The organism is Stenotrophomonas sp. YJH_SMC_119 (assembly GCF_059368315.1).
In genome coordinates this window covers 28,764-50,071 of record NZ_JCAFRP010000019.1, presented here as the reverse complement: position 1 = coordinate 50,071, position 21,308 = coordinate 28,764, and the positions used below count along the sequence as shown (strand labels likewise).

Annotated in this window: 16 protein-coding genes; 14 read left to right on the top strand and 2 right to left on the bottom strand. The window is 68.2% G+C overall.

The annotated features are described in order from the left end of the window. Positions 1–3 precede the first annotated feature (3 nt). The 7 genes from AC5P6S_RS19825 to AC5P6S_RS19795 all read left to right on the top strand — a co-directional run bounded on the left by AC5P6S_RS19825 (position 4) and on the right by AC5P6S_RS19795 (position 6,579). Positions 4–903 carry a peptidylprolyl isomerase gene (locus tag AC5P6S_RS19825; protein WP_032959967.1) on the top strand — a complete coding sequence of 300 codons (900 nt, stop codon included), beginning with the start codon at positions 4–6 and terminating at the stop codon, positions 901–903. A 39-nt stretch (positions 904–942) separates the two neighbouring features. Beyond that, positions 943–2,274 carry an MFS transporter gene (locus tag AC5P6S_RS19820; RefSeq protein ID WP_038646068.1) on the top strand — a complete coding sequence of 444 codons (1,332 nt, stop codon included), beginning with the start codon at positions 943–945 and terminating at the stop codon, positions 2,272–2,274. Positions 2,275–2,468: 194 nt separating this feature from the next. Then, positions 2,469–3,683, top strand: coding sequence for an oxygen-independent coproporphyrinogen III oxidase (locus tag AC5P6S_RS19815; protein WP_049471090.1), 1,215 nt, complete (start codon positions 2,469–2,471; stop codon positions 3,681–3,683). Positions 3,684–3,694: 11 nt separating this feature from the next. Further along, complete coding sequence (locus AC5P6S_RS19810) at positions 3,695–4,471, top strand: helix-turn-helix domain-containing protein (protein ID WP_010485317.1); 777 nt, start codon at positions 3,695–3,697, stop codon at positions 4,469–4,471. A 19-nt stretch (positions 4,472–4,490) separates the two neighbouring features. After that, positions 4,491–5,234: a molybdate ABC transporter substrate-binding protein gene (gene modA, locus AC5P6S_RS19805; protein ID WP_099526979.1), complete on the top strand. Its 744-nt coding sequence runs from the start codon at positions 4,491–4,493 to the stop codon at positions 5,232–5,234. Positions 5,235–5,237: 3 nt separating this feature from the next. Beyond that, positions 5,238–5,921, top strand: a complete 684-nt coding sequence (gene modB / locus AC5P6S_RS19800; RefSeq protein WP_005409908.1) for a molybdate ABC transporter permease subunit — start codon at positions 5,238–5,240, stop codon at positions 5,919–5,921. Next, entirely contained in the window at positions 5,911–6,579 is a 669-nt protein-coding gene (locus tag AC5P6S_RS19795) for a sulfate/molybdate ABC transporter ATP-binding protein (RefSeq protein ID WP_099526980.1), read from the top strand. The genes modB and AC5P6S_RS19795 overlap by 11 nt, the downstream gene beginning before the upstream one ends. Positions 6,580–6,778: 199 nt before the next feature. Here AC5P6S_RS19795 and AC5P6S_RS19790 read toward each other — a convergent pair whose 3' ends face one another. Then, positions 6,779–8,308 carry a diflavin oxidoreductase gene (locus tag AC5P6S_RS19790; RefSeq protein WP_235643664.1) on the bottom strand — a complete coding sequence of 510 codons (1,530 nt, stop codon included), beginning with the start codon at positions 8,306–8,308 and terminating at the stop codon, positions 6,779–6,781. Beyond that, positions 8,305–8,733, bottom strand: coding sequence for a PAS domain-containing protein (locus AC5P6S_RS19785; protein WP_005409905.1), 429 nt, complete (start codon positions 8,731–8,733; stop codon positions 8,305–8,307). Before AC5P6S_RS19785 ends, AC5P6S_RS19790 begins: the two co-directional genes overlap by 4 nt. 442 nt (positions 8,734–9,175) lie before the next feature. On the opposite strand from AC5P6S_RS19785, the gene glgA reads away from it, so the two are divergent. The 7 genes from glgA to glgX are packed head-to-tail and all read left to right on the top strand — an operon-like array spanning position 9,176 to position 21,308. Beyond that, positions 9,176–10,702 carry a glycogen synthase GlgA gene (gene glgA, locus AC5P6S_RS19780; RefSeq protein WP_012480461.1) on the top strand — a complete coding sequence of 509 codons (1,527 nt, stop codon included), beginning with the start codon at positions 9,176–9,178 and terminating at the stop codon, positions 10,700–10,702. After that, the gene (locus tag AC5P6S_RS19775; RefSeq protein WP_081284577.1) at positions 10,699–12,936 is read left to right on the top strand and encodes a 1,4-alpha-glucan branching enzyme; all 2,238 of its coding nucleotides are present in this window, start codon (positions 10,699–10,701) and stop codon (positions 12,934–12,936) included. The genes glgA and AC5P6S_RS19775 overlap by 4 nt, the downstream gene beginning before the upstream one ends. Then, positions 12,933–14,651 (top strand): malto-oligosyltrehalose trehalohydrolase, encoded by a 1,719-nt coding sequence (gene treZ / locus AC5P6S_RS19770; RefSeq protein ID WP_065183853.1) that lies wholly within the window; start codon positions 12,933–12,935, stop codon positions 14,649–14,651. The genes AC5P6S_RS19775 and treZ overlap by 4 nt, the downstream gene beginning before the upstream one ends. After that, a complete protein-coding gene (locus tag AC5P6S_RS19765; protein ID WP_235643666.1) occupies positions 14,648–16,492 on the top strand; it encodes a 4-alpha-glucanotransferase in 1,845 nt (614 codons plus the stop codon). The genes treZ and AC5P6S_RS19765 overlap by 4 nt, the downstream gene beginning before the upstream one ends. Then, a complete protein-coding gene (treY, locus tag AC5P6S_RS19760; protein WP_099473560.1) occupies positions 16,489–19,062 on the top strand; it encodes a malto-oligosyltrehalose synthase in 2,574 nt (857 codons plus the stop codon). Before AC5P6S_RS19765 ends, treY begins: the two co-directional genes overlap by 4 nt. Next, a complete protein-coding gene (locus AC5P6S_RS19755) occupies positions 19,031–19,201 on the top strand; it encodes a DUF2934 domain-containing protein (protein ID WP_005413658.1) in 171 nt (56 codons plus the stop codon). Before treY ends, AC5P6S_RS19755 begins: the two co-directional genes overlap by 32 nt. After that, positions 19,188–21,308, top strand: a complete 2,121-nt coding sequence (gene glgX, locus AC5P6S_RS19750; RefSeq protein ID WP_033835070.1) for a glycogen debranching protein GlgX — start codon at positions 19,188–19,190, stop codon at positions 21,306–21,308. The genes AC5P6S_RS19755 and glgX overlap by 14 nt, the downstream gene beginning before the upstream one ends.

Genomic DNA, 21,308 nt, shown 5'->3' with positions numbered 1-21,308 from the left:
GCCATGGGCAGCCTGCCGAAGTTCCTGCCGATCACCGTGATCGACTCCGCCGCGCCGGTTCCTGCCGAGGCGCATTCGCATCACCATGACGCGGCAGCGCAGGGGGCGCGCTCGCTCGGGCAGCCGGCGCCGTGCCGGCTGTTCGTGGACGAGACCGCGATCAGCGAGGCCGACATCGCCCGCGAGATGCAGCACCATCGGGCGATGCGCCCGGAACAGTCACGTGCCGAAGCGGCACGTGCACTGGTGGTGCGCGAGCTGCTGCGCCTGGAAGCGCAGCGGCTGGGCCTGCAGGCACCGGAGGGCAACCGGGTAAGCGATGAGGAAGTGCTGATCCAGCAACTGCTGGAAGACGCGATCGAAGACCGCGTGCCGACCGATGAAGACTGCCGGCGCTACTTCGTGCAGAACCCGGAGCGCTTCCGCTCTCCCGACCGTGTGCGCCTGCGCCATATCCTGCTGGCCGCGCCGGCCGACGACGTGGCTGGGCGCTTCGCCGCACGTACCGAGGGCGAGCGGCTGGTCGGGCTGCTGAAGGAGTCGCCGCACCTGTTCGCCGATTTCGCCCTGCGCCATTCGCGTTGCCCATCCAGCAGCGAGGGCGGCGACCTGGGCTGGCTGCAGCGTGGGCAGACCACGCCGGAGTTCGACCGCCAGGTGTTCCGCCTGCGCGAGGGCCTGGCCGGTTTCCCGGTGGAATCGCGCTGGGGCTACCACGTGGTCTGCGTCGATGCACGCGAGGAAGGCCAGCCGCAGCCGTTCGATGCCGTGTTGCCGCAGCTGCGCGACTACCTGGAACTGCAGGTGCGCCAGCGCGAGGTGCAGGCCTACCTGCTGCAGCTGCAGGAACGCTACCCGGTGCGCGGGCTGGATGCGATCGAAGCCGAAGCGGATATCGGCTGAAGCGGATATCGGCTGAATCCCCATGAACGAGGAGAATTCATGAACCAGGCCCTTGCCCCCGCCAGTGCCGGTCAGCAGCAACGTGCGCTGTGGCTGACTACGTTCGCCTTCACCGTGTGCTTTGCGGTGTGGATGATCTTTTCGATCATCGGCATCCAGATCAGTCAACAGCTCGGCTTGAATGACACCCAGTTCGGCCTGTTGATCGCCACGCCGGTGCTGACCGGTTCGGTCAGCCGGGTCTTCCTCGGCATCTGGTCCGACCAGTTCGGTGGCCGCAAGGTGATGGTGCTGGTGATGCTGTGTGGCGCAGTGGCCACCTGGATGCTGACCTACGCGCAGACCTACACCCAGTTCCTGATTGCCGCGCTGTGCGTGGGCATCGCCGGCGGCAACTTCTCGGTGGGCGTGGCCTACGTCTCCAAGTGGTTCCCGGCCAGCAAGCAGGGCACCGCGCTGGGCATCTTCGGTGCCGGCAACATCGGCTCGGCGGTGACCAAGCTGCTGGCGCCGCTGGTGATGGTGGCAGCCGGCTGGACCATGGTCGCCAAGGTCTGGGCCGTTGCGCTGGCTGTCACTGCGGTGCTGTTCTTCCTCTTCAGCAAGGAAGACCCGTCGCTGGAGCAGCGCCGCCGCGAGGGCGTGAAGCCGGTGCCGTTCGCCGAGCAGATGGCACCGCTGAAGAACCTGCAGGTCTGGCGGTTCTCGCTGTACTACTTCTTCGTGTTCGGCGGCTTCGTGGCGCTGGCGCTGTGGCTGCCGCACTACCTGGTGGGCGCCTATGGCATGGACGTGGGCCATGCCGGCATGCTGGCGGCGTGCTATTCGATCCCGGCCAGCCTGTTCCGCGTGGTTGGTGGCTGGATGTCGGACCGGATGGGCGCGCGCCGGGTGATGTACTGGACCTTCGGCGTGTCGGCCATCTGCACCTTCCTGCTGGCCTACCCGGATACCGAGTATGTGGTGAAGGGCATCCATGGCCCGATCCACTTCCATCTGGCCATCGGCGTGGTGATGTTCACCGTGCTGGTGTTCGTGCTGGGCTTCTTCATGTCGCTGGGCAAGGCCGCGGTCTACAAGCACATCCCGGTGTACTACCCCAAGCACGTGGGTGCCGTGGGCGGCGTGGTCGGCATGATCGGTGGTCTGGGTGGCTTCATCCTGCCGATCGTGTTCGGTGCATTGAACGATGCGGTGGGCATCTGGAGCAGCTGCTTCATGCTGCTGTTCGTGCTGGTGGCCGCTGCGCTGGCATGGATGCACTTCGCGATCCGTCGCATGGAACGCCGCCACTTCCCGCAGATCGACCGCGAAACCGATCTGCCCGAAGCCATCGATGCGGCCGCCGGCGAGCGGTTGCGCGGCGGGTGACGGTCTTTGCCGGCAAGCGGCCGGCACTACCAGAACGGTGCGCGATGGGTGGAGGGTGCTGCCGGCCAGCGGCCGGCACTACCGAGTGGTGGATGAAAGGGTAGTGCCGGCCGCTGGCCGGCAGGAACCATCAGATGCGCCACGCTTGATTTCAATCAGGGCCACGCGAAGAGGAACGCCCGAAGATGTCTGCCATGAGCTTCCACGTTGACGAGAGCGAGGACACTGCGCTGCAGGCGGCATTGCTGCGGCAACCGCGGCACGTGCTGTTTCCGCCGGCTGACCAGTTCAGTACTGGTTTTGGCGAAAGCGGCTGGCGCGCTGCCATGCGCGCCAGCAATGAGCACCTGATCCCACGCGGCTTGACGCTCGGCTTCCAGGCCGGTCGTGGCGGGCGCGATGTGCCGCCGCAGGCCTATCTGGACACCTTGCTGCTGGCGCTGCGGCTGCAGGCCGACGTGCTGGCCGAGGACCGTGAAGTGGTGGCGATGGTACTGCAGCTGGGGCTGGCCGAGACGTTGCCGCCGCCGCAGCTCGGCCAGCTGCTGGATGCGGTGCCGCAGCACCTGCGCACCGTGGCGCGGCCCCAGGTGGAGGTGCGGCTGGACGCAGGCAGCGCGCTGGCGCCGGCGCAGCTGCGTGCGGTGGGCTGCACCCGTTTGAACGTGATTGATCGCGCCGATGCACCGGGGCCGACCCTGCTGGCACAGGCGCGACAGGTGGGCTTCACCGCGCGCTACTACCAGTTGCGGGTACCCGGCAGCGAGGACGCTGGCTTCATTGAACGGCTGCACGAGGTGCTGGCCGAGGCACCGGAGCGCATCCTGCTGCCGGCGCCGTGTGCGCTGCCAGAACACCCCTCGGCCGTCCATTGGCTGCAGGCCTGGCGCCTGCTGCGCGCTGCGGGTTACGAACCGATTGGTGGCGATCACTATCAGCGCGGCGATCTGCCGAACCCGCACGGTCCGGGCGATGGCCAGCGCCATTGCGATCTTGCCAGCGTGCCACGCCGCGACCGCAGTGATTTCATCGGGCTTGGCCTGTCTGCCTGCAGCCAGATCGGCGAGGTGTTCTACCGGCTGGACGACGAACTGGGCGAATGGCGTGCGCGGCTGCAGGCGGGTCACATGGGAGTCTCCGCCGGGCTGATCCTGTCCGAGGACGAGCGGTTGGTGGCCGAAGTGGCGCAGAGCATCGCCTGTGACCACGCCCTCGATGCGGCTGCCTTCGAGTGGCGCAACGATGAACCGTTCGAGGAATGTTTCGCCGAACAGCTGCCCGCGTTGTCGCCGCTGCTGGCACGCGGCTGGGCGCAGTGGGATGCGCGCGTGCTGCGCCTGGCCGAAGAAGGGCGCCTGCTGTGGCGTATGATGGCCGCATGCTTCCGGCCGGCGGCCGCCATCGCTTGAGTCTTGCCCCGATGTCTTCAATTCCGCCTTCGCAGGGCCGTCTCGGCCGGGCCACACCCAACCCCGCCGCCGCCGATGATGGCGACGCACTGCACTTTTGCAGCACCTGCGCGTTCTCCGACGCATGCATGTCGCAGGGTTACGACAAGACCGCACTGGGCGACCTGCACGTGCTGGTCGACCATGTCGGTCCGTTCCATGCAGGTGACTACATCTTCCGCGCCGGCGAATCGTTCGATTCGATTGCTGCGGTGCGCGCGGGCATGGTCAAGACCTTCGTCGATGACAGCCAGGGCAACGAGCAGGTGCTGGGCTTCAGCCTGCCGGGCGAAGTGATCGGCCTCAACGCGATCCACGGTTCGCGCTTCCCCTGCAATGCGGTGGCGCTGGACACCGTGCACCTGTGCCGCATCTCGTTCCCCAAGCTCAGCCTGTTGGCGACCCGCATGCCGGGGCTGCAGGCCAAGCTGTTCAGCCTGCTCAGTGCGGAGATCGGCAAGGTCGCGACCCTGGCCGCCAACCACCGTACCGAAGAACGCATGGCCGCGTTCCTGCTGGACATGTCCGAGCGCTACGCGCGGCGCGGTTTCTCCGCCACGCGCTTCAACCTGACGATGGCGCGTACCGAGATCGCCAATTACCTGCGGATGGCGCCGGAAACCGCCAGCCGCGTGCTGCGCCGCCTGAGCGATGATGGGATCATTGCGGTGAAGCAGCGCGAGATCCTGTTGCTGCAGCCCGAGCGCCTGGCAGCGCTGGCGGTGGCCGACGAATCCGATCCGAACTGAACCTGGCCGGGAGCCGACGATGAAGCGAGCTGGACTGTTGTTGCTGGGACTGCTGGCTACGGTGCCGGCCTGGGCGGCCGAGCTGACGGTGTCGGCGGCATCGAGCCTGACCGAGAGCTTCCGCGAGCTGGGCGCGGCGTATGAGAGGGCGCACCCGGGAACCAAGGTCGATTTCAACTTCGCCGCATCCGGCGTGCTGCTGCAGCAGATCAGCCGTGGCGCACCGGTGGATGTGTTCGCGTCGGCCGATGAAACCACGATGGACCAGGCCCAGCAGCAGGACCTGCTGGCGGCCGGTACCCGCGAGGTGTTCGCGGTGAACGCGCTGTGGGTGGTGGTACCGCCGCAGGCCAGGGCCGCGCCGCGCACCTTGAAGGACCTGGCCGGTGCCGGTGTGCAGCGCGTTGCGCTGGGCAACCCGGACAGCGTGCCGGTCGGTCGCTATGCCAAGCGTGCGTTGGAAGCGGCCGGCCTGTGGCCGTTGGTACAGGGCAGGATCATCACGACGCAGAACGTGCGCCAGTCGCTGGATTACGTGGCGCGCGGTGAAGTGGATGCCGGCTTCGTCTATGCCACCGATGCACAGGCGATGCCCGACCGGGTGCGCCGCGCCTTCGCGGTTCCGGTGGCGGGGCGCATTGCCTATCCGCTGGCGGTGACCAAGGCCAGCGCGCAGTCGGCCGAAGCCAGGCGCTTCACCGCCTTCGTGCGTTCGGCGCCGGGCCAGGCGATCCTGGCCAAGCACGGGTTCGGCAAGCCCTGACGCATGGATCTGGACTGGAGCGCACTGGGGTTGTCGCTGAAGGTGGCCGGCTGGGCCACCGCGATCAATCTGGTGCTGGGCGTGGCACTGGGCGCGCTGCTGGCGCGGCGGCGCTTTCCCGGCCGCGAGCTGCTGGATTCGCTGCTGACCCTGCCGATGGTGCTGCCACCGACGGTGCTGGGCTATTACCTGCTGGTGCTGATCGGCCGCAACGGCCCGATCGGCGCGTGGCTGCAGTCGTGGTTCGGCATCAACCTGGTGTTCACCTGGCAGGCCGCGGTGATCGCCGCGGCGGTGGCTTCGCTGCCGCTGGTGTTCAAGCCGGCACGCGCGGCGTTCGAGGAAGTGGACGGACAGCTGGAGCAGGCCGCGCGCACGCTTGGAGTGTCCGAAGCAGCGGTGTTCTTCCGCGTCACGCTGCCGCTGGCGTGGCGCGGCATTCTTGCCGGCCTGCTGCTGGCCTTCGCACGTGCGATGGGTGAGTTTGGCGCGACATTGATGGTAGCGGGCAGCATTCCGGGACGCACGCAGACGCTGTCGATCGCCATCTACGAGGCGGTGCAGGCCGGCCAGGATGGCAAGGCCAATGCGCTGGTGATCCTGACTTCGGTGGTGTGCATCGTGATCCTGTTGCTGGCAGCGCGGCTGGTGGGCGGGCGTCGCCGGGAGCTGCGTGATGTGGCTTGACCTGCAGGTGCAGCGCCGCCTGCAGGCGGCCGGCCAGGATTTCGTGTTGGACGTATCGCTGCAGTGCACGCAGCGCCAGGTGGTGCTGTTCGGGCCTTCAGGCGCCGGCAAGAGCCTGACCCTGAAGGCGGTGGCCGGGCTGCTGCGGCCGGGCCAGGGCCATGTGCGCCTGCAGGGGCAGACCCTGTTCGACGCGGCCGCCGCTGTGGATCTGCCGCCGCAGCGCCGCCGGCTGGGCTACGTGTTCCAGGATTACGCGTTGTTCCCGCACCTGAGCGTGCGCCAGAACGTGGCGTTCGGGCTGGAGCGGGGGTGGTTGAATCCGCGCGCGCGCCAGCGCTTCGATGCGGTGGAGCAGTGGCTGCACGCATTCCGCATCGACACGGTGGGCGATCTGCTGCCCTCGCAGGTCTCCGGTGGCCAGCGCCAGCGCACTGCATTGGCGCGCGCCCTGGTGACGCAGCCGCAGGCGCTGCTGCTGGATGAGCCGTTCTCCGCACTGGACCACGACCTGCGCCAGCACCTGCGCCAGGAGCTGGAGACGGTGCTGGACAAGACCGGCATCCCGTTGCTGTTGATCAGCCACGATCCACAGGATGTGGCCATGTTTGGTCAGCAAGTGGCGCGCGTGGTGGACGGCCGCATTGTCGGCAATTGACCCGTGATGGACGCTCCGGCGATGGTTGGTCACATCTGATGGTAGTGCCGGCCGCTGGCCGGCAACCAAGGGATACTGGGCAGCCGGCCAGCGGCCGGCTCTACCGTGATGCACGGGCGATGGTTGGCTACATATTCTGGTAATGCCGGCCAGCGGCCGGCTCTACCGGTCCAGGATTCGTGCAGTCCAGTGGTACCGATCAATACAGCTCACAGTGCGTGCGGCCTTCACCGCGCAGCGCGTCCCAGCGCCCCTCGCCACCAATGGCATCGATGGCCTCGCGCACCGCGCCTTCCAGATGGCGCTTGTTGCCGCACAGGTAAAGATGCCCACCGCGGGCCAGGACGTCGCGCACTTCGCTGGCGCGCTGCTGCAGCACGTGCTGCACATAGATCTTTTCAGCGCCATCGCGCGAGAACGCGGTATGCAGGCCGGCCAGCACGCCACGCGCGTGCCAGTCCTGCAGCTGGTCTCGATACAGGTAATCGTGCTGGCGGTGCTTCTCGCCAAACACCAGGTGCACCTCGCGTTCGCAGCCGTTGGCCTGCAGCTCCTGCATCAGGCCCATCAGCGGTGCGATGCCGGTGCCGGTGCCGACCAGCAGCAGCGGCGCCTGGCCGGTATCGGGCAGGTGGAAGCCAGGGTTGGAGCGGCAGTACACACGGGCGTGCTCGCCGCCATGCAGCAGGCTGCCGGTGGCGGTGCCGAAGCGCTCGCGGCCGCGCAGGGGGTAGCGCACTTCGCGCACGCACAGGCTCAGCTGGTCGTCGCACGGGTGCGAGGCGATCGAATAGGCGCGCGGCAGCCGCGGTGAAAGCAGCTCGCGCAGCCGGGCCAGCGGCACGCTGTCCGGCGTGGCGTGGTCCTGCAGCACGTCCAGCAGGTCCAGGCCGTGCAGGTAGGCTTCCAGCTCGCGCTTCTGGCTGACCTTCAACAGGCCCTTCAGTACCTCGCTGCCGCCGAGCTTGGCCAGTTCGCGCAGCACGCCCTTGCTCAGCAGGCGCAGCTCGCGGTCGTGCAGGGCGGCCACGGCGGCGGTGTCGCCGTACCACGTAGCCAATGCCTGCAGCAAGGCAGGGTCGTTCTCGGGTACTACGTGCAGGGTGTCCCCCGCGCGGTAGGCCATGCCACTGCCGGCAATGTCCAGTTGCAGGTGCCAGGCGGCCGGGTCGCTGCTGTTCAAGCGGCGGCGTTCGAGGATAGGAGCGGCAAACGCATTGTCTTCGCCATAGGCGGTGACCTGCAGGTGCAGGTGCTGGCCAGCGCTGAGGTCGCCATCCAGCACCTGGCCGAGCACTGGCTGCCATTGCTGGAAGAACTGCTCGTAGCCCAGATCGGCGTCCACCCGATGCAGCAGTGGCTGCGCCTGGCGCTCGCTCAATGCGGCATCCAGCGCCTTGGTGAAGCCGCAGAAGCTCGGGTAGCCGGTATCACCGAGGCCGAACACTGCATAGCGCAGGCCGCTCAGCGTCGGGATCCGGCGCAGCGTTTCGAAGAACTGCTCGCCATTGGCTGGCGGCTCTCCGTCACCGAAGGAACTGGAGATCGCCAGCAGCACATCGCCTTGGCCGAGACTGGCTACGTCGATGTCGTTGAACGGGAGCACCTGCGGCCCATGCGGCTGCAGCTCCGCGCCCAGGCGCTGGGCCAGGGCGCGGGCGTTGCCCGACTCGGACGCGAAACCCACCAGCAGACGGCTGAAGGGCGTACTGGTCGGGAGAGCGTTCACGCGGCCTCGTAGAAGTCGTCGAACTTTTCCTTGCTGAACTCGACCAGGTCGTAGTTCTGCATCAGGTCGTTCACCACGCGGCGGATGCTGATGTAGGAGGTGATGTTGCCGTCTGCGTCGAACAGCGGCTGCACGGTGGTGTCGACCACGTAGAGCACGCCGCCCTTGCCGAGGTTGGGCACGATGCCGGTCCAGGTCTTGCCGGCCTTGATGGTGTCCCACATGTCCTTGTATACGGCCTTGGGCACGTCCGGGTGGCGCACGATGCTGTGCGGCTGGCCGATCAGCTCTTCGCGGGCGAAGCCGGTGAGCGTGCAGAACAGGTCATTGGCGTAGGTGATGTTGCCCTGCAGGTCGGTGGTGGAGATCACCATGACGTTCTGCATGGCGTTCAGCAGCTGGGCGTTGTCGGGGGTGTAGCTCATTGCAGGGTCCTTGTGGATGCCGGCCGCGCCGGCGTGTTCGGGTCCTGCATAGGAATACGCCCGCGCGGCGGCGGGCGGTTTGACATTGGTCAAGCGCGTAGCGCGAAGGCCTGCGACCGGGTGTCGCAGGGTGAGTCTCTTTGGAGATCAACCCAGCCCGGCTCAGGCGGCAAGCAGGATTGCCAACAGCCGGGCGTGGGCTCGGCCCCATCGCAGGAGAGACGTGCAGGAGGCGGGCGCATGTCATGTGTACTGAGCTCATGACGTGTTGTCACAAAGAAATCGCCATGGCTTCACGGTTGATTGATCGCATGCAGGGCTATTGTCGTCCTGAGCCTCTCGCTGACGTCCCCCACGTCCTGCGTCGACTTCCTTCCCACCATCAGCGCCCGTCCGGGCGCCGCTGGCGTCCGTCTGCCTGAAATACCCGAGAGACCCTCCCATGGCCCGCGCTGTCCAGTCCGCTTCATCTGTTGCGACCTCTCCCGGTTCGCTCGTGCCGATCGGCACCCGGCGTGGCCACTCGCAGCCACTGCAGCTGCCGGAGCTGGTACAGCGTGTGTTGTTCGTCGCGACCGAGATGGCCGACTTCATCAAGGCCGGGGGCCTGGGCGACGTGGCCGCAGCCCTGCCGCGTGCGGTACGCGGCGCCTGTGATTCGCGCGTGCTGCTGCCCGGCTACCCGGAGGTACTGCAGCGCCTGCCACAGCTGCAGCGGGTGGGACAGGTCAGCGCGAGGGCGGGCCTGCCTGCGTGCGGGATCGGCATGGCAGTGCAGGCAGACGGCCTTCCGATCTACGTGCTGCTCTCGCCAGAGCTGTACGAGCGCGAAGGTTCGCCATACGTCGATGGGCAGGGCCAGGAGTGGAAGGACAACGCGGTTCGCTTCGCCACGCTCTCACACGCGGCGGCGGAGATTGCGGCCGGGCGTGCCGGGCTGGACTGGTCGCCGCAGCTGCTGCACCTGAATGATTGGCCTGTGGCCATGGCGGCAGCCTACGTGCGTTGGGACCGGACCACCGTGCCGACCCTGCTGACCATCCACAACCTGGCTTACCAGGGACTGTTTCCGTATGCGCTTGCACCTGTGCTGGGCGTGCCGGTCGAACACCTGGATGAACTGCACTTCCATGGGCAGATGTCGTTCCTGCAGGGTGGCATCACCAATGCCACGCGCCTGAACACGGTCAGCCTGCGCTACGCGCAGCAGATCACCGCCCCGGATGACGGCTGCGGGCTGCATGACCTGTTGGCGCGCCGGGCGGCCGGCGGACACCTGAGTGGCATCGTCAACGGCATCGACGCCAGCTGGGATCCACGCCGCGACATCCACCTCAAGGCCCATTTCGGCATCGGCGAATGGACCGGGCGCGCCACCAATGCGCACGCGGTGCGCAGTGCATTCGGCCTGGCGCCCTCGGCCGGCCCGCTGTTCGCGGTGGTCTCCCGCCTGGTGCACCAGAAAGGCCTGGACATCACATGCGACGTGGCGCCGCAGATCGTGGCGGCCGGCGGCCAGCTGGTCATCATCGGTGGCGGCGAGCCGCAGGTGGAAGCGCAGGTGCAGGCGCTGGCCCGGCGCTATCCCGGACGGGTGGGCGCATTCATCGGCTTCGAAGAGGCGCTGGCCCGCCAGATGTTTGCTGGCGCCGATTTCCTGCTGATGCCTTCGCGTTTCGAACCCTGTGGGTTGAGCCAGATGTACGCGCAGCGCTTCGGCTGCCTGCCCATCGCGCACGCGACCGGCGGGCTGGTCGATACCGTCGAGGATGGCGTGACCGGATTCCTGTTCCACGGCGCCAATGCCGATGGCCTGCGCCGCTGCGTGGAACGGGCGATGCGCACCTTCCGCCTGCCCGGCCTGCTGCAGGCCATGCGCCGCGCGGCCATGCTGCGGCCGGGCGGTTGGGATGCGGCGGGGCGCGCATATCTGGCCCTGTACCAGCAGACCTGCCAGGTGGCCGCATGAGTCACGACAGCCTGCAGCCGGTCGCCCTCGAGGACGAGCCCATGGCGACTGCCGGACGGGAGGAGGGCGTGGTGGCTCCGGCCCTGGACGACCTGGTTCATGCACGGCCGGCCGATGCGTTTGCCTGGCTCGGGCCGCACCAACAGCCCGATGGCCAGCGCCAGCTGCGCGTTCTGGTGCCCCACGCGCGTCGCGTGGAGGTGATTGCGGGCCCGGAGCGGCGCTGGGATCTGCAACCGGGCCCCTTGCCCGGCCTGTTCGAAGGTGCAGCAGGTGAAGCGCCCGTGCCGTTGCTCGCCCTGCATTTCGAGCAGGGTGTGGAGCAGGTGCACGATGCCTATTCCTTCGGTCCGCTGCTGGATGAGGCGCTGCTGCAGCATTTCCATGCCGGTGACGCTGATGCAGCGCGCCAGTTGGGCGCAGTAGCGATGCAGGTACAGGGTATCGACGGCGTGCGCTTCGCGGTGTGGGCCCCCAACGCACGAAGGGTTGCCGTGGTCGGCGATTTCAACGGGTGGGATGGCCGGCGCCATCCGATGCGGCTGCGCCACACCGCTGGCGTGTGGGAGCTGTTCCTGCCTGGCGTGCAGGCCGGTGCCCGCTACAAATTCCGCATCGTCGGCGCCGACGGCCGGGTGATGCCCGACAAGTTCGATCCGATGGCGCGCTGGGCCGAGCTGCCACCGGCCACCGCCTCGCGGGTGCCTTCGGCCGCGCCGATGCAGTGGCACGATGACGCATGGTTGGCGGCGCGGCGGCAGGCCGGAACCTGCACGCCGCTGTCCATCTACGAAGTGCATGCGGGCTCCTGGCAGCGCAGCGACGATGGTTCGCCGCTGGACTGGGATGCCTTGGCCGACCGGTTGATTCCGTACGTGGCAGGGCTTGGTTTCACCCACATCGAGCTGCTGCCGGTCAGCGAGCATCCCTTTGGCGGTTCCTGGGGCTATCAGCCACTGGGGATCTACGCGCCAACGGCGCGCCATGGCACGCCACGGGCCTTCGCACGCTTCGTGGACCGCTGCCATCAGGCCGGCGTAGGGGTGATCGTGGACTGGGTGAGCGCGCACTTCCCGAACGATGCGCATGGCCTGGCCGGGTTCGATGGCACCGCGCTGTACGAGCATGCCGACCCGCGCGAAGGGGTGCACGCCGACTGGGACACGCTGATCTACAACTATGGCCGCAACGAAGTGGCCGCCTACCTGATCGGCAGTGCATTGGAGTGGGTGGAGCGGTTCCACATCGATGGTCTGCGCGTGGATGCCGTGGCGTCGATGCTGTACCGGGATTACAGCCGTGCCGAGGGCCAGTGGATACCCAACGAGCAGGGCGGGCGCGAGAACCTGCAGGCGGTCGCTTTTCTACGGCGGATGAACCAGACGCTGAGGGAGCGCTTCCCGGATGTGCTGGTGATCGCCGAGGAATCCACCGCATGGCCAGGGGTGACCGCGCCGGTGGAGCAGGGCGGGCTTGGTTTCACCCACAAATGGAACATGGGCTGGATGCATGACACCCTGCAGTACCTCGGGCGCGATCCGGTTCATCGCCAGCATCACCATAGTGAGATCAGCTTCGGCCTGGTCTACGCCTTCTCCGAACGGTTCGTGCTTCCGCTTTCGCATGACGAGGTGGTGCACGGCAAGGGAGCGCTGCTGGCCAAAATGGCGGGCGAGCCGGCGCAGCGGCTGGCCCAGCTCCGCGCGTACTACGGTTTCATGTGGGCGCACCCAGGCAGCAAACTGCTGTTCATGGGCGGCGAGTTCGGCCAGGGACAGGAGTGGTCGCACGATGCGGCACTGGACTGGGCACGGGCGGCCAGCAACGAGGGCCAGGGCCTGTCGCACCTGGTGGGCGACCTCAATGCCGTGCTGCGCTCCGAACCCGCGTTGCACCGCGACGAACGCGACGAACGCGGTTTCGACTGGAGCGTGGCCGACGACAGCCGCAACAGCGTCTACGCCTTCATCCGCCGGGATCCGGCCGGTAGCGGCCGCACCCTTCTGGTAGTGAGCAACTTCACTCCGGTACGTCGCGACGGCTACCGGGTCGGTGTGCCGCAACCGGGGTGTTGGACCGAACGGCTCAACACCGACAGCGGTTACTACGGTGGCGGCAACGCGGGAAACCTCGGCGCAGTGCATACCGAGCCGAGGCCGATGCATGGTCACGCGCAGTCGCTGCGGCTCACACTGCCGCCGCTGTCCACGCTGTACCTGCAGGTTGATGCATGACCGCAGTGGCGCCGCGCCTGGGCGCATGGCCGGTGGCCGGTGAAGGTGTCGAGTTCCGCGTGTGGGCACCGGACGCAGGCACCGTGGCGCTGTGCCTGCAGGGCGTGCTGCGGCCGATGCACCGCGACCCGGACGGCTGCCACTGGCTGCGGACACAGGCGTCGCATGGTGACCGCTACCGGTTCCGCCTGCCGTCCGGTCAGGACGTGCCCGACCCCGCCTCGCGCTGGCAACCGGACGGCGTCGATGGTGACAGCGCGGTGGTGCTTGGCACGGATGGAGCACAGCCCACGTGGCAGGGGCATGCCTGGCAGGACCTGGTGATCTATGAAGTGCACATCGAGGCCGGCGGCGGGTTCGCGGCGTTGACCGCGCAGCTGCCGATGCTGGCGGCCCTGGGCATCACCGCCATTGAACTGATGCCGGTCGCGCAGTTTCCCGGTGGCCGCAACTGGGGCTACGACGGCGTGTTCCCGTATGCACCCGCGCAGGCCTATGGCGGTCCGTCCGCGCTGAAGGCCTTTGTCGACGCGGCACACGATGCAGGGCTCTCGGTGCTGCTGGATGTGGTCTACAACCACTTCGGGCCGCAGGGGAACCGTCTGCGCGACTACGCGCGCGGGTTCTTCCGTGACGATCACAGCACGCCGTGGGGCGAGGCCATCGACTTCCGCCAGCCCTGGGTGCGGCGGTTCTTCATCGACAATGCGCTGATGTGGCTGCGCGACTATGGCGTCGACGGACTGCGCCTGGATGCGGTGCACGCCATTGACGATGACCGGTTCCTGCAGCAGCTGGCCGATGAGGTACGCTCGGCGGTGCCGCAGGCGCACCTGGTGCTGGAGAACGAACGCAACCAGGCGCGGTGGCTGCGCGGCGCCTATCAGGGGCAGTGGAACGACGACTTCCACAACGCGCTGCATGTGATGCTGACCGGCGAGCAGGAAGGCTATTACGCGGCCTATGCCGGGCGCGCCGAAGCACTCCTGGCGCGCTGCCTGGCCGAAGGATTCGCCTGGCAGGGCGAACCGGACCTGCGCGGCGATCCCCGCGGCGAACCCAGCGCCGACCTGTCGCCCGCGCGTTTTGTGGTATTCGCGCAGAACCATGACCAGGTGGGCAACCGCGCTTTCGGCGAGCGCCTGTCGATGCTGACCGATCCTGCGCCGCTGCGCGCGGCGCTGGCACTGACCCTACTGACGCCGATGATCCCGCTGCTGTTCATGGGCGAACCGTGGCAGGCGCAATCGCCCTTCCTGTTCTTCACCGACTACTCGCCACCGCTGGACGACGCCGTGCGCGAGGGACGTCGCCGAGAATTCGCGGGTTTCAGCGCCTTTGCCGATGTCGCCTCGCGCGCGCGCATTCCGGACCCGAACGATCCGGCGACCCTGCAGGCCTCGTACACACTGCCGCCCGGCGATGATCCCTGGTCGCAGCACTGGCTGCGCTGCACGGGTGAATTCCTCGGCCTGCGCAGGCGCTATCTGCAGCCGGGCCTGCTGCAGGCGCGGTCGCTGGGCGCGCGCGTGCTGGGCCAGGGCGCGGTGCAGGCGGGCTGGCAGTTGCCCTCGGGCCAATGGTGGATCGCGATCAACGTGGGCCCTGTGCCGGTGGCGCATGCGGTGCCGGCCGGCGAGTGCGTCGTGGGGCCGGACGCGGCCGCGATGCTGCCGGCAGGCGGCGGTGCGCTTGCGCGCTGGATCGCCGCATGAATACGGATGCGGCGGTGCGGGAGGCGGCTCGCCGTGCTGGCCTGCTGGTCCGCTGGACCGACGTGGCCGGAGCGGAGCGCGAGGTTGCGCCCGACGTGCTGCGCGCCGTGCTGCCGGAGTTCGCGTGCGACGGTGCGCCGGTGGCCCACCCGTTGCTCACCGCCTGCTGTGGTCAGCTCCTGGCCATGCCTGAGGCAACGGGCGCGGCGTGCTGGGTGGATGAGCAGGGCGCAGCGTTGCCTGCACGTGCGGATGCGCAAGGGCGCTGGCGGGTTCCGGATCAGCCAGGCTATTGGCAGTGGCGCCAGGGCGGGCAGCAACAGGCGGTTGCGGTGGCACCGCAGCGTGCCTGGTGGCCGCAGGGCCTGCTGCGCGGTTGGGGTCTGTCGGCGCAGGTCTACAGCCTGCGCGCGCCCGGTGATGCCGGCATCGGTGACAGCGCCGGCTGTGCGCGGTGGCGCGAGCTGCTGCGCCGTCACGGCGGCGATGCACTGGCGTTGAGTCCGCTGCACGCCGGCCTGGCACCGGGCACGGGCTACAGTCCTTACTCGCCCAGCGACCGGCGCTGGCTCGATCCGCTGCAGGTGTCGCTGCCGCAGGTTTTGCCGGAGGCCGCCGGCAGCGTTTTGCGCGAGGACGAAGCACTGGCGATGGCCGTTGAAGCGGCTACCGCAGCACGCCGCATCGACTGGCCGCACTCGGCGGCAGTGAAGTGGCGCTGGCTGCGCCAAGGGCGCCAATGGCTGCGGCAGCAGGCGCCGGCACAGTACGAACAGATGCAGACGTGGTGCGATGCGCAGGGCGAACCCCTGCTGCAGTATTGCGAGCACGCCGCCGACCGATTCACTGGAAGCGCCGACGACCATGCGTTTGCGCAGTGGTTGGCGCGGCAAGGCTGGGCGCAGGTGCAGGCGGGACTGCGCAGCGACGGCGCGTCGATCGGACTGATCGCGGATCTGGCAGTGGGTTGTGCACCGCAGGGCGTCGAGGCCCGGACCGGCGGCGACCGTCTGCTGCAGAGCCTCGAGCTGGGCGCGCCGCCGGATGCGTTCAATCCGCTGGGCCAGGCCTGGGGTATCACCAGCTGGTCACCCTCTGCGTTGCAGCGTGAGGGGTTTGAACCGTTCATCCGCGTGTTGCGCGCCGTGATGGCGGGTCGCGGTGGATTGCGCATCGACCACATCCTCGGCCTGCAGCGGCTGTGGGTGCTGCCGCGTGGCGCAGGCGCCGGGCAGGGGGTGTACCTGCGCTATCCGTTCGATGATCTGATCAACCTGCTGGTGCTGGAATCGTGGCGCCATCGCTGCGTGCTGATTGGCGAAGACCTGGGCGTGGTTCCTCCGGGTATCCGCCAGCGACTGGCAGCCCGTGGCGTGCTGGGGCTGGAGGTGCTGCCGTTCGCCCGCAACGGTGAGCGCTTCCTGCCGGCGCCACGGTGGCGCCGCGATGCGGTGGCCATGCCCTCCACCCATGATCTGCCGCCGCTGGCCGGCTGGCTGCGTGGGCGCGACCTGCGCTGGCGTGCACGCCTGGGTGAGCTGACCGAGCTTCCCGCGGCGCTGCACGCGCGTGCCAGCGAGGTACAGGCGCTGTCCGCAGTCGCCCGGGGCGAGGGCGCGACGCTGGAAGCGCGTGCGCTGTCACTGGTGGCGCACGCACCTTCACGGCTGGCGCTGCTCCCGCTGGAAGATGCGCTGGGCAGCCGCGCGCAGGTGAACCTGCCGGGTACCGTCAGTGGTCACCCGAACTGGCGCCGACGCTTGCCGCTTGCGTGGGATCCGGACGCGGCCGATGCGCGCATTGCCCGGTTCAGCGCCACGCGACGCAAGGCGGGACGATGACCCGGTTGCGTGCCACCGCACGCCTGCAGCTGCATGCAGGCTTCAACTTCGAGGCCGCTGCGGCGCAGCTGCCGTACTACGCCGCGCTGGGCCTCAGCCACCTTTACCTGTCGCCTATCAGCGCTGCGATGCCAGGGTCCATGCATGGCTACGATGGCCTCGACCCGGCCCGCATCAATCCGGAACTGGGCGGCGAAGAAGCCTTCCAGCGGCTGGCGACAGCGGCGCGTGCGCATGGCATGGGCCTGATCCTGGACATCGTACCCAACCATCTTGCGGCATCCCCGCAGACGCCCTGGTGGAACGATGTGCTGCTGCACGGGTGCAGAAGTCCCCATGCAGGATGGTTCGACATTGACTGGGAGGCGCCGGGCTGCGAGGGCCGGCTCTGGCTGCCAGTGCTGGACCGGCCACTGCACGACGCCGTGCGCGATGGCGTGTTGCGCGTAGCAGTGGACGATGAGCGGCCGACGCTGCGTCATCACGGGCTGGCATTGCCGTTGTCTCCGCGCAGCCATCCGCTGGCACCCGCGCAGTGGCCGGCATGGGCGGAACGCTGCAACCGCAGCGTCGAACGGTTGCACACGCTGCTGCAGCGGCAGCACTACCGGCTGGCTTGGTGGCGCACGGCGGGCGATCAGGTGAACTACCGGCGCTTCTTCGACATCAACGAACTGGCCGCACTGCGGGTGGAGCGCGACGATGTGTTCGCGGCGGTGCATGCGCTGCCATTGCGGCTGGTGCGTGAGGGGTGGGTTGACGGCCTGCGCATTGACCATGTGGATGGCCTGTCGTCACCCGGGCCGTACCTGCAACACCTGCGTGCGTCGCTCGACGCGGCCTGCGCGGCAGGCGGTCGCGACCCACAGGCAGTGAGCGTGCATGTGGAGAAGATACTGGCGGAGGACGAACAGCTGCCCGATGGCTGGGCCTGCGACGGCACGACGGGCTATGACTTCATGGACCAGGTTGGCGCCTGGCTGCATGATCCGGCTGCTGCACCCGCGCTCTCCCGCACCTGGCAAGCAGCGAGTGGCGACGCGCGCAGCTTTGACGACTTGCAGCAGGATGCCCGCAGCATGCTGCTGCGCACGTCGCTTCACACCGACTTCCAGCGACTGCTGCGCAGCGCGCAGCGGGTCCTGCAGCCCCGGCTGGCCGAAGCCGATATCGGAGCCGCTGCGCTTGCCCGTGCATTGGCCACGCTGCTGCGGCACTACCGTACCTACCGCCCCTATTCGCTGCAGGATGCGGGTGAACGGAAGGCCCTGGTGGACGCTGCCGTGGCAGCACGCGAGGCACTGGACGGTACGGCACACGCGGCACTGGATCTGCTGCTGCGGGCACTTCCCGGCGAGGCGGACGTCGAGCGCGCGCTGCGGGTGAGATTCGGGCAATTGGCCGCGCCGTTGAATGCCAAGTCGGTGGAGGACACAGCCTTCTATCGTTACTTCAGGCTGCTGTCGCGCAACGAAGTCGGAAGTGATCCGCAGCGGCTGGGCATGGAGGGACGCGAGCTGCTGGAACACGCAATGGGACGCCTGCAGCGCCATCCGCGGGCATTGCTTGCGCTGGCGACCCACGATCACAAGCGCGGGGCCGACAGCCGGGCGCGGCTGGCGGTTCTCAGCACCTGCACGGTCGAGTGGCGGGAGGCTGTGCGGCGCTGGAGCCGGATGTCGACCCGCGCGGGCGCGCCGATGCCGTTGCCGGGTGCCGAGGCCTATGCGCTGTGGCAGGCGCTCGTGGCCGCGTGGCCGATGCACGGTAACCCGGGCGCCGACTTCGCATCGAGGATGGTGCAATGGCTGACCAAGGCGTTGCGCGAGGGCAAACGGGTCAGCAGCTGGTCCGATCCCAACGTGGCGGTGGAGGAGGCCGCCGCGCAGTGGCTGCACGCGCTGCTGCATGGAGCGCCATTGCAGCCGGTGCGGGAGGCGCTGGCGACGTTCGTGGCGCGCATTGCGCCGGCCGGCGCCTGCAACGGCCTGGCGCAGCTGTGCCTGCAGCACTGCCTGCCCGGCGTGCCCGACCTCTACCAGGGCGGAGAAGGCTGGGACCTGAGCCTGGTGGACCCGGACAACCGGCGTGCCGTGGACTATCCAGTGCGGCAGGCGTGGCTGCGCGATACGCGCGGTTGGCCCGCCCTGCTGGAGGACTGGCGGGACGGTGGCATCAAGGCATTTCTGCTCAGGCGCTTGCTGGAGTGCCGCCGCAGGCACCCGCAGCTGTTCCTGCACGGCCAACTGCAGGCGCTGTCCGCACCGGCGCGTTCGCCCTGGCTGGCATTCGCGCGCAGGCATCAGGCGCAGGTGCTGCTGGTGATCGTGCGGCGTGGTTCGCCCACCGCCGTGCCCGGGCCCAGCCTGCACGCAGCACACGACGTCGGCACTGGCGTGATGCTGCACGGGCTGCCGACAGGCCGCATGCGCAACCTGCTGGACGGGCGCATCGAACATTTCAAGGCAACCGAGGACGCGGCACGGCTTCTGGCTGGCAGCCCGTTGGCGGTATGGATCAACGAGGAGACGGACAGGAATGGACAGCAGGGAACGACGGCAGCGGATTGAGGCATTGGCCCATCAGATATGGGAAGCGGAAGGGCGGCCGGACGACCAGCAGCAGCGGCATTGGCACATGGCCGAGCGCCTGGTGGAAGCCGAGATTGCCGCTGCGCGCGACGAGGAGGGAACCGATGGCCAGCCGTAAGTGGACGCAGACCTCGCGCGTGCGCGAAGGCCGGCCGTTCCCGCTGGGGGCGACCTGGGACGGCTTGGGTGTGAACTTCGCGCTGTACTCGCGGCACGCCACCCGGGTGGAACTCTGCCTGTTCGACGCGCGCAACCGTGAAGTCGAGCGTATCGCGCTGCCCGAGTACACCAACGAGATCTGGCACGGCTACCTGCCGGACGTGCGGCCCGGGCAGCGTTACGGCTACCGGGTGCACGGCCCGTATGCCCCGGAAGAGGGCCATCGCTTCAATCCCAACAAGCTGCTGCTGGACCCCTACGCCAAGCAGATCGTCGGCGAGCTGAAGTGGGCCCCACACCTGTTCGGCTACACCCTGGGTCACCGCGATGGCGATCTCAGTTTCGACCGCCGCGACAGCGCCGGTTACATGCCACGCTGTGCCGTGATCGATCCGGCTTTCAGCTGGGGCGCAGAGCGTGCACCTGCCACGCCCTGGGACCGGACCGTGATCTACGAAGCCCACGTGCGCGGACTGACCATGCAGCATCCCGACGTCCCGCAGGCCGAGCGCGGTACCTTCTCCGCGTTGCGGCACGATGCGGTGGTCGACCACCTCAGCCATCTGGGGGTGACCGCCATCGAGCTGCTGCCGGTGCATGCCTACGTGGATGACCAGCAGCTGCTCGAGCGCGGGCTGCGCAACTACTGGGGATACAACACCATCGGCTTCTTCGCGCCGCAGGCACGCTATCTGTCGCTGGGCACCGTGGCCGAGTTCAAGCAGATGGTCGCGCGCCTGCACAACGCGGGCATCGAGGTCATCCTGGACGTTGTGTACAACCACACGGCCGAAGGCAACGAGCTGGGCCCTACGCTGTCGTTCAAGGGCATCGACAACGCCAGCTACTACCGTTTGGCCGATGATCGCCGCTATTACATCAACGATACGGGTACCGGCAATACCTTCGACCTGACCAACGCCGGTGCGCTGCGCATGGTCATGGACTCCCTGCGCTACTGGGTGACCGAGATGCGGGTGGATGGGTTCCGCTTCGACCTGGCAACCATCCTCGGCCGCGAACGGCATGGCTTCGACGCCTCGGGCAGCTTCCTCGATGCGGTACGCCAGGACCCGATCCTGAGCCAGGTGAAACTGATTGCCGAGCCATGGGACATCGGCCCGGGCGGCTACCAGCTGGGCCAGTTTCCGCCGGGCTGGGCCGAGTGGAACGACCGCTTCCGCGACACGGTGCGCGCGCTGTGGCGTGGCGATGGCGGGCAGCTGGCGGAGTTTGCCACGCGCTTCACCGGCTCGGCCGACCTGTTCGAACACCACGGCAGGCGACCGTCGGCCAGCATCAATCTGGTGACGGCGCATGATGGATTCACCCTGCACGATCTGGTCAGCTACAACGATCGCCACAACGAGGCCAACGGCGAGGACAACCGTGACGGCCACTCACACAACCTTTCCAGCAACCACGGCGTGGAGGGAGACACCGATGATGCGGCGATCCTTTCGTTGCGTGCGCGGCAGATGCGCAACCTGCTGGCCACGCTGCTGCTGGCGCAGGGGACGCCGATGCTGCTGGCAGGCGATGAGTTCGGCCATTCGCAGCAGGGCAACAACAACGCCTACTGCCAGGACAATCCACTGAGCTGGATCGACTGGGAGCGCGCAGCATTGCCGGCTGCACAGGCGCAGGTGGCGTTCGTGCGGCGGGCGCTGTCGCTGCGCCGGCGCTACGGCCTGCTGCGCCGGAACCGGTTCCTGCGCGGCGAGTACGATGAGGCGCTGGGCCTGCGCGATATCGACTGGCGGCATCCCGATGGTCGCGGCATGGAGGAAGCGGACTGGCATGACGCAGGGCTGCGTGCGCTGGCGATCGTGCTGGACGGTCGCAGCCCGGACAGTGGCCTGCGCGAGCCCGGGCGGCATGTCAGCCTGGCCCTGCTGTTGAACGCCGGGGAGCAGCCGCAGCGGTTCTGTGTGTCAGACGACGCCCTGTCGTTCCGGCGCGTACTCCTGCAGACCGACGAAACGCCGTTGGAGCCGGATGAGGAAGGCGCCTGGACGCTGCCGCCGCGCAGCCTGTGCCTGCTGGCGGCAAGCAGCAGCGCGTGA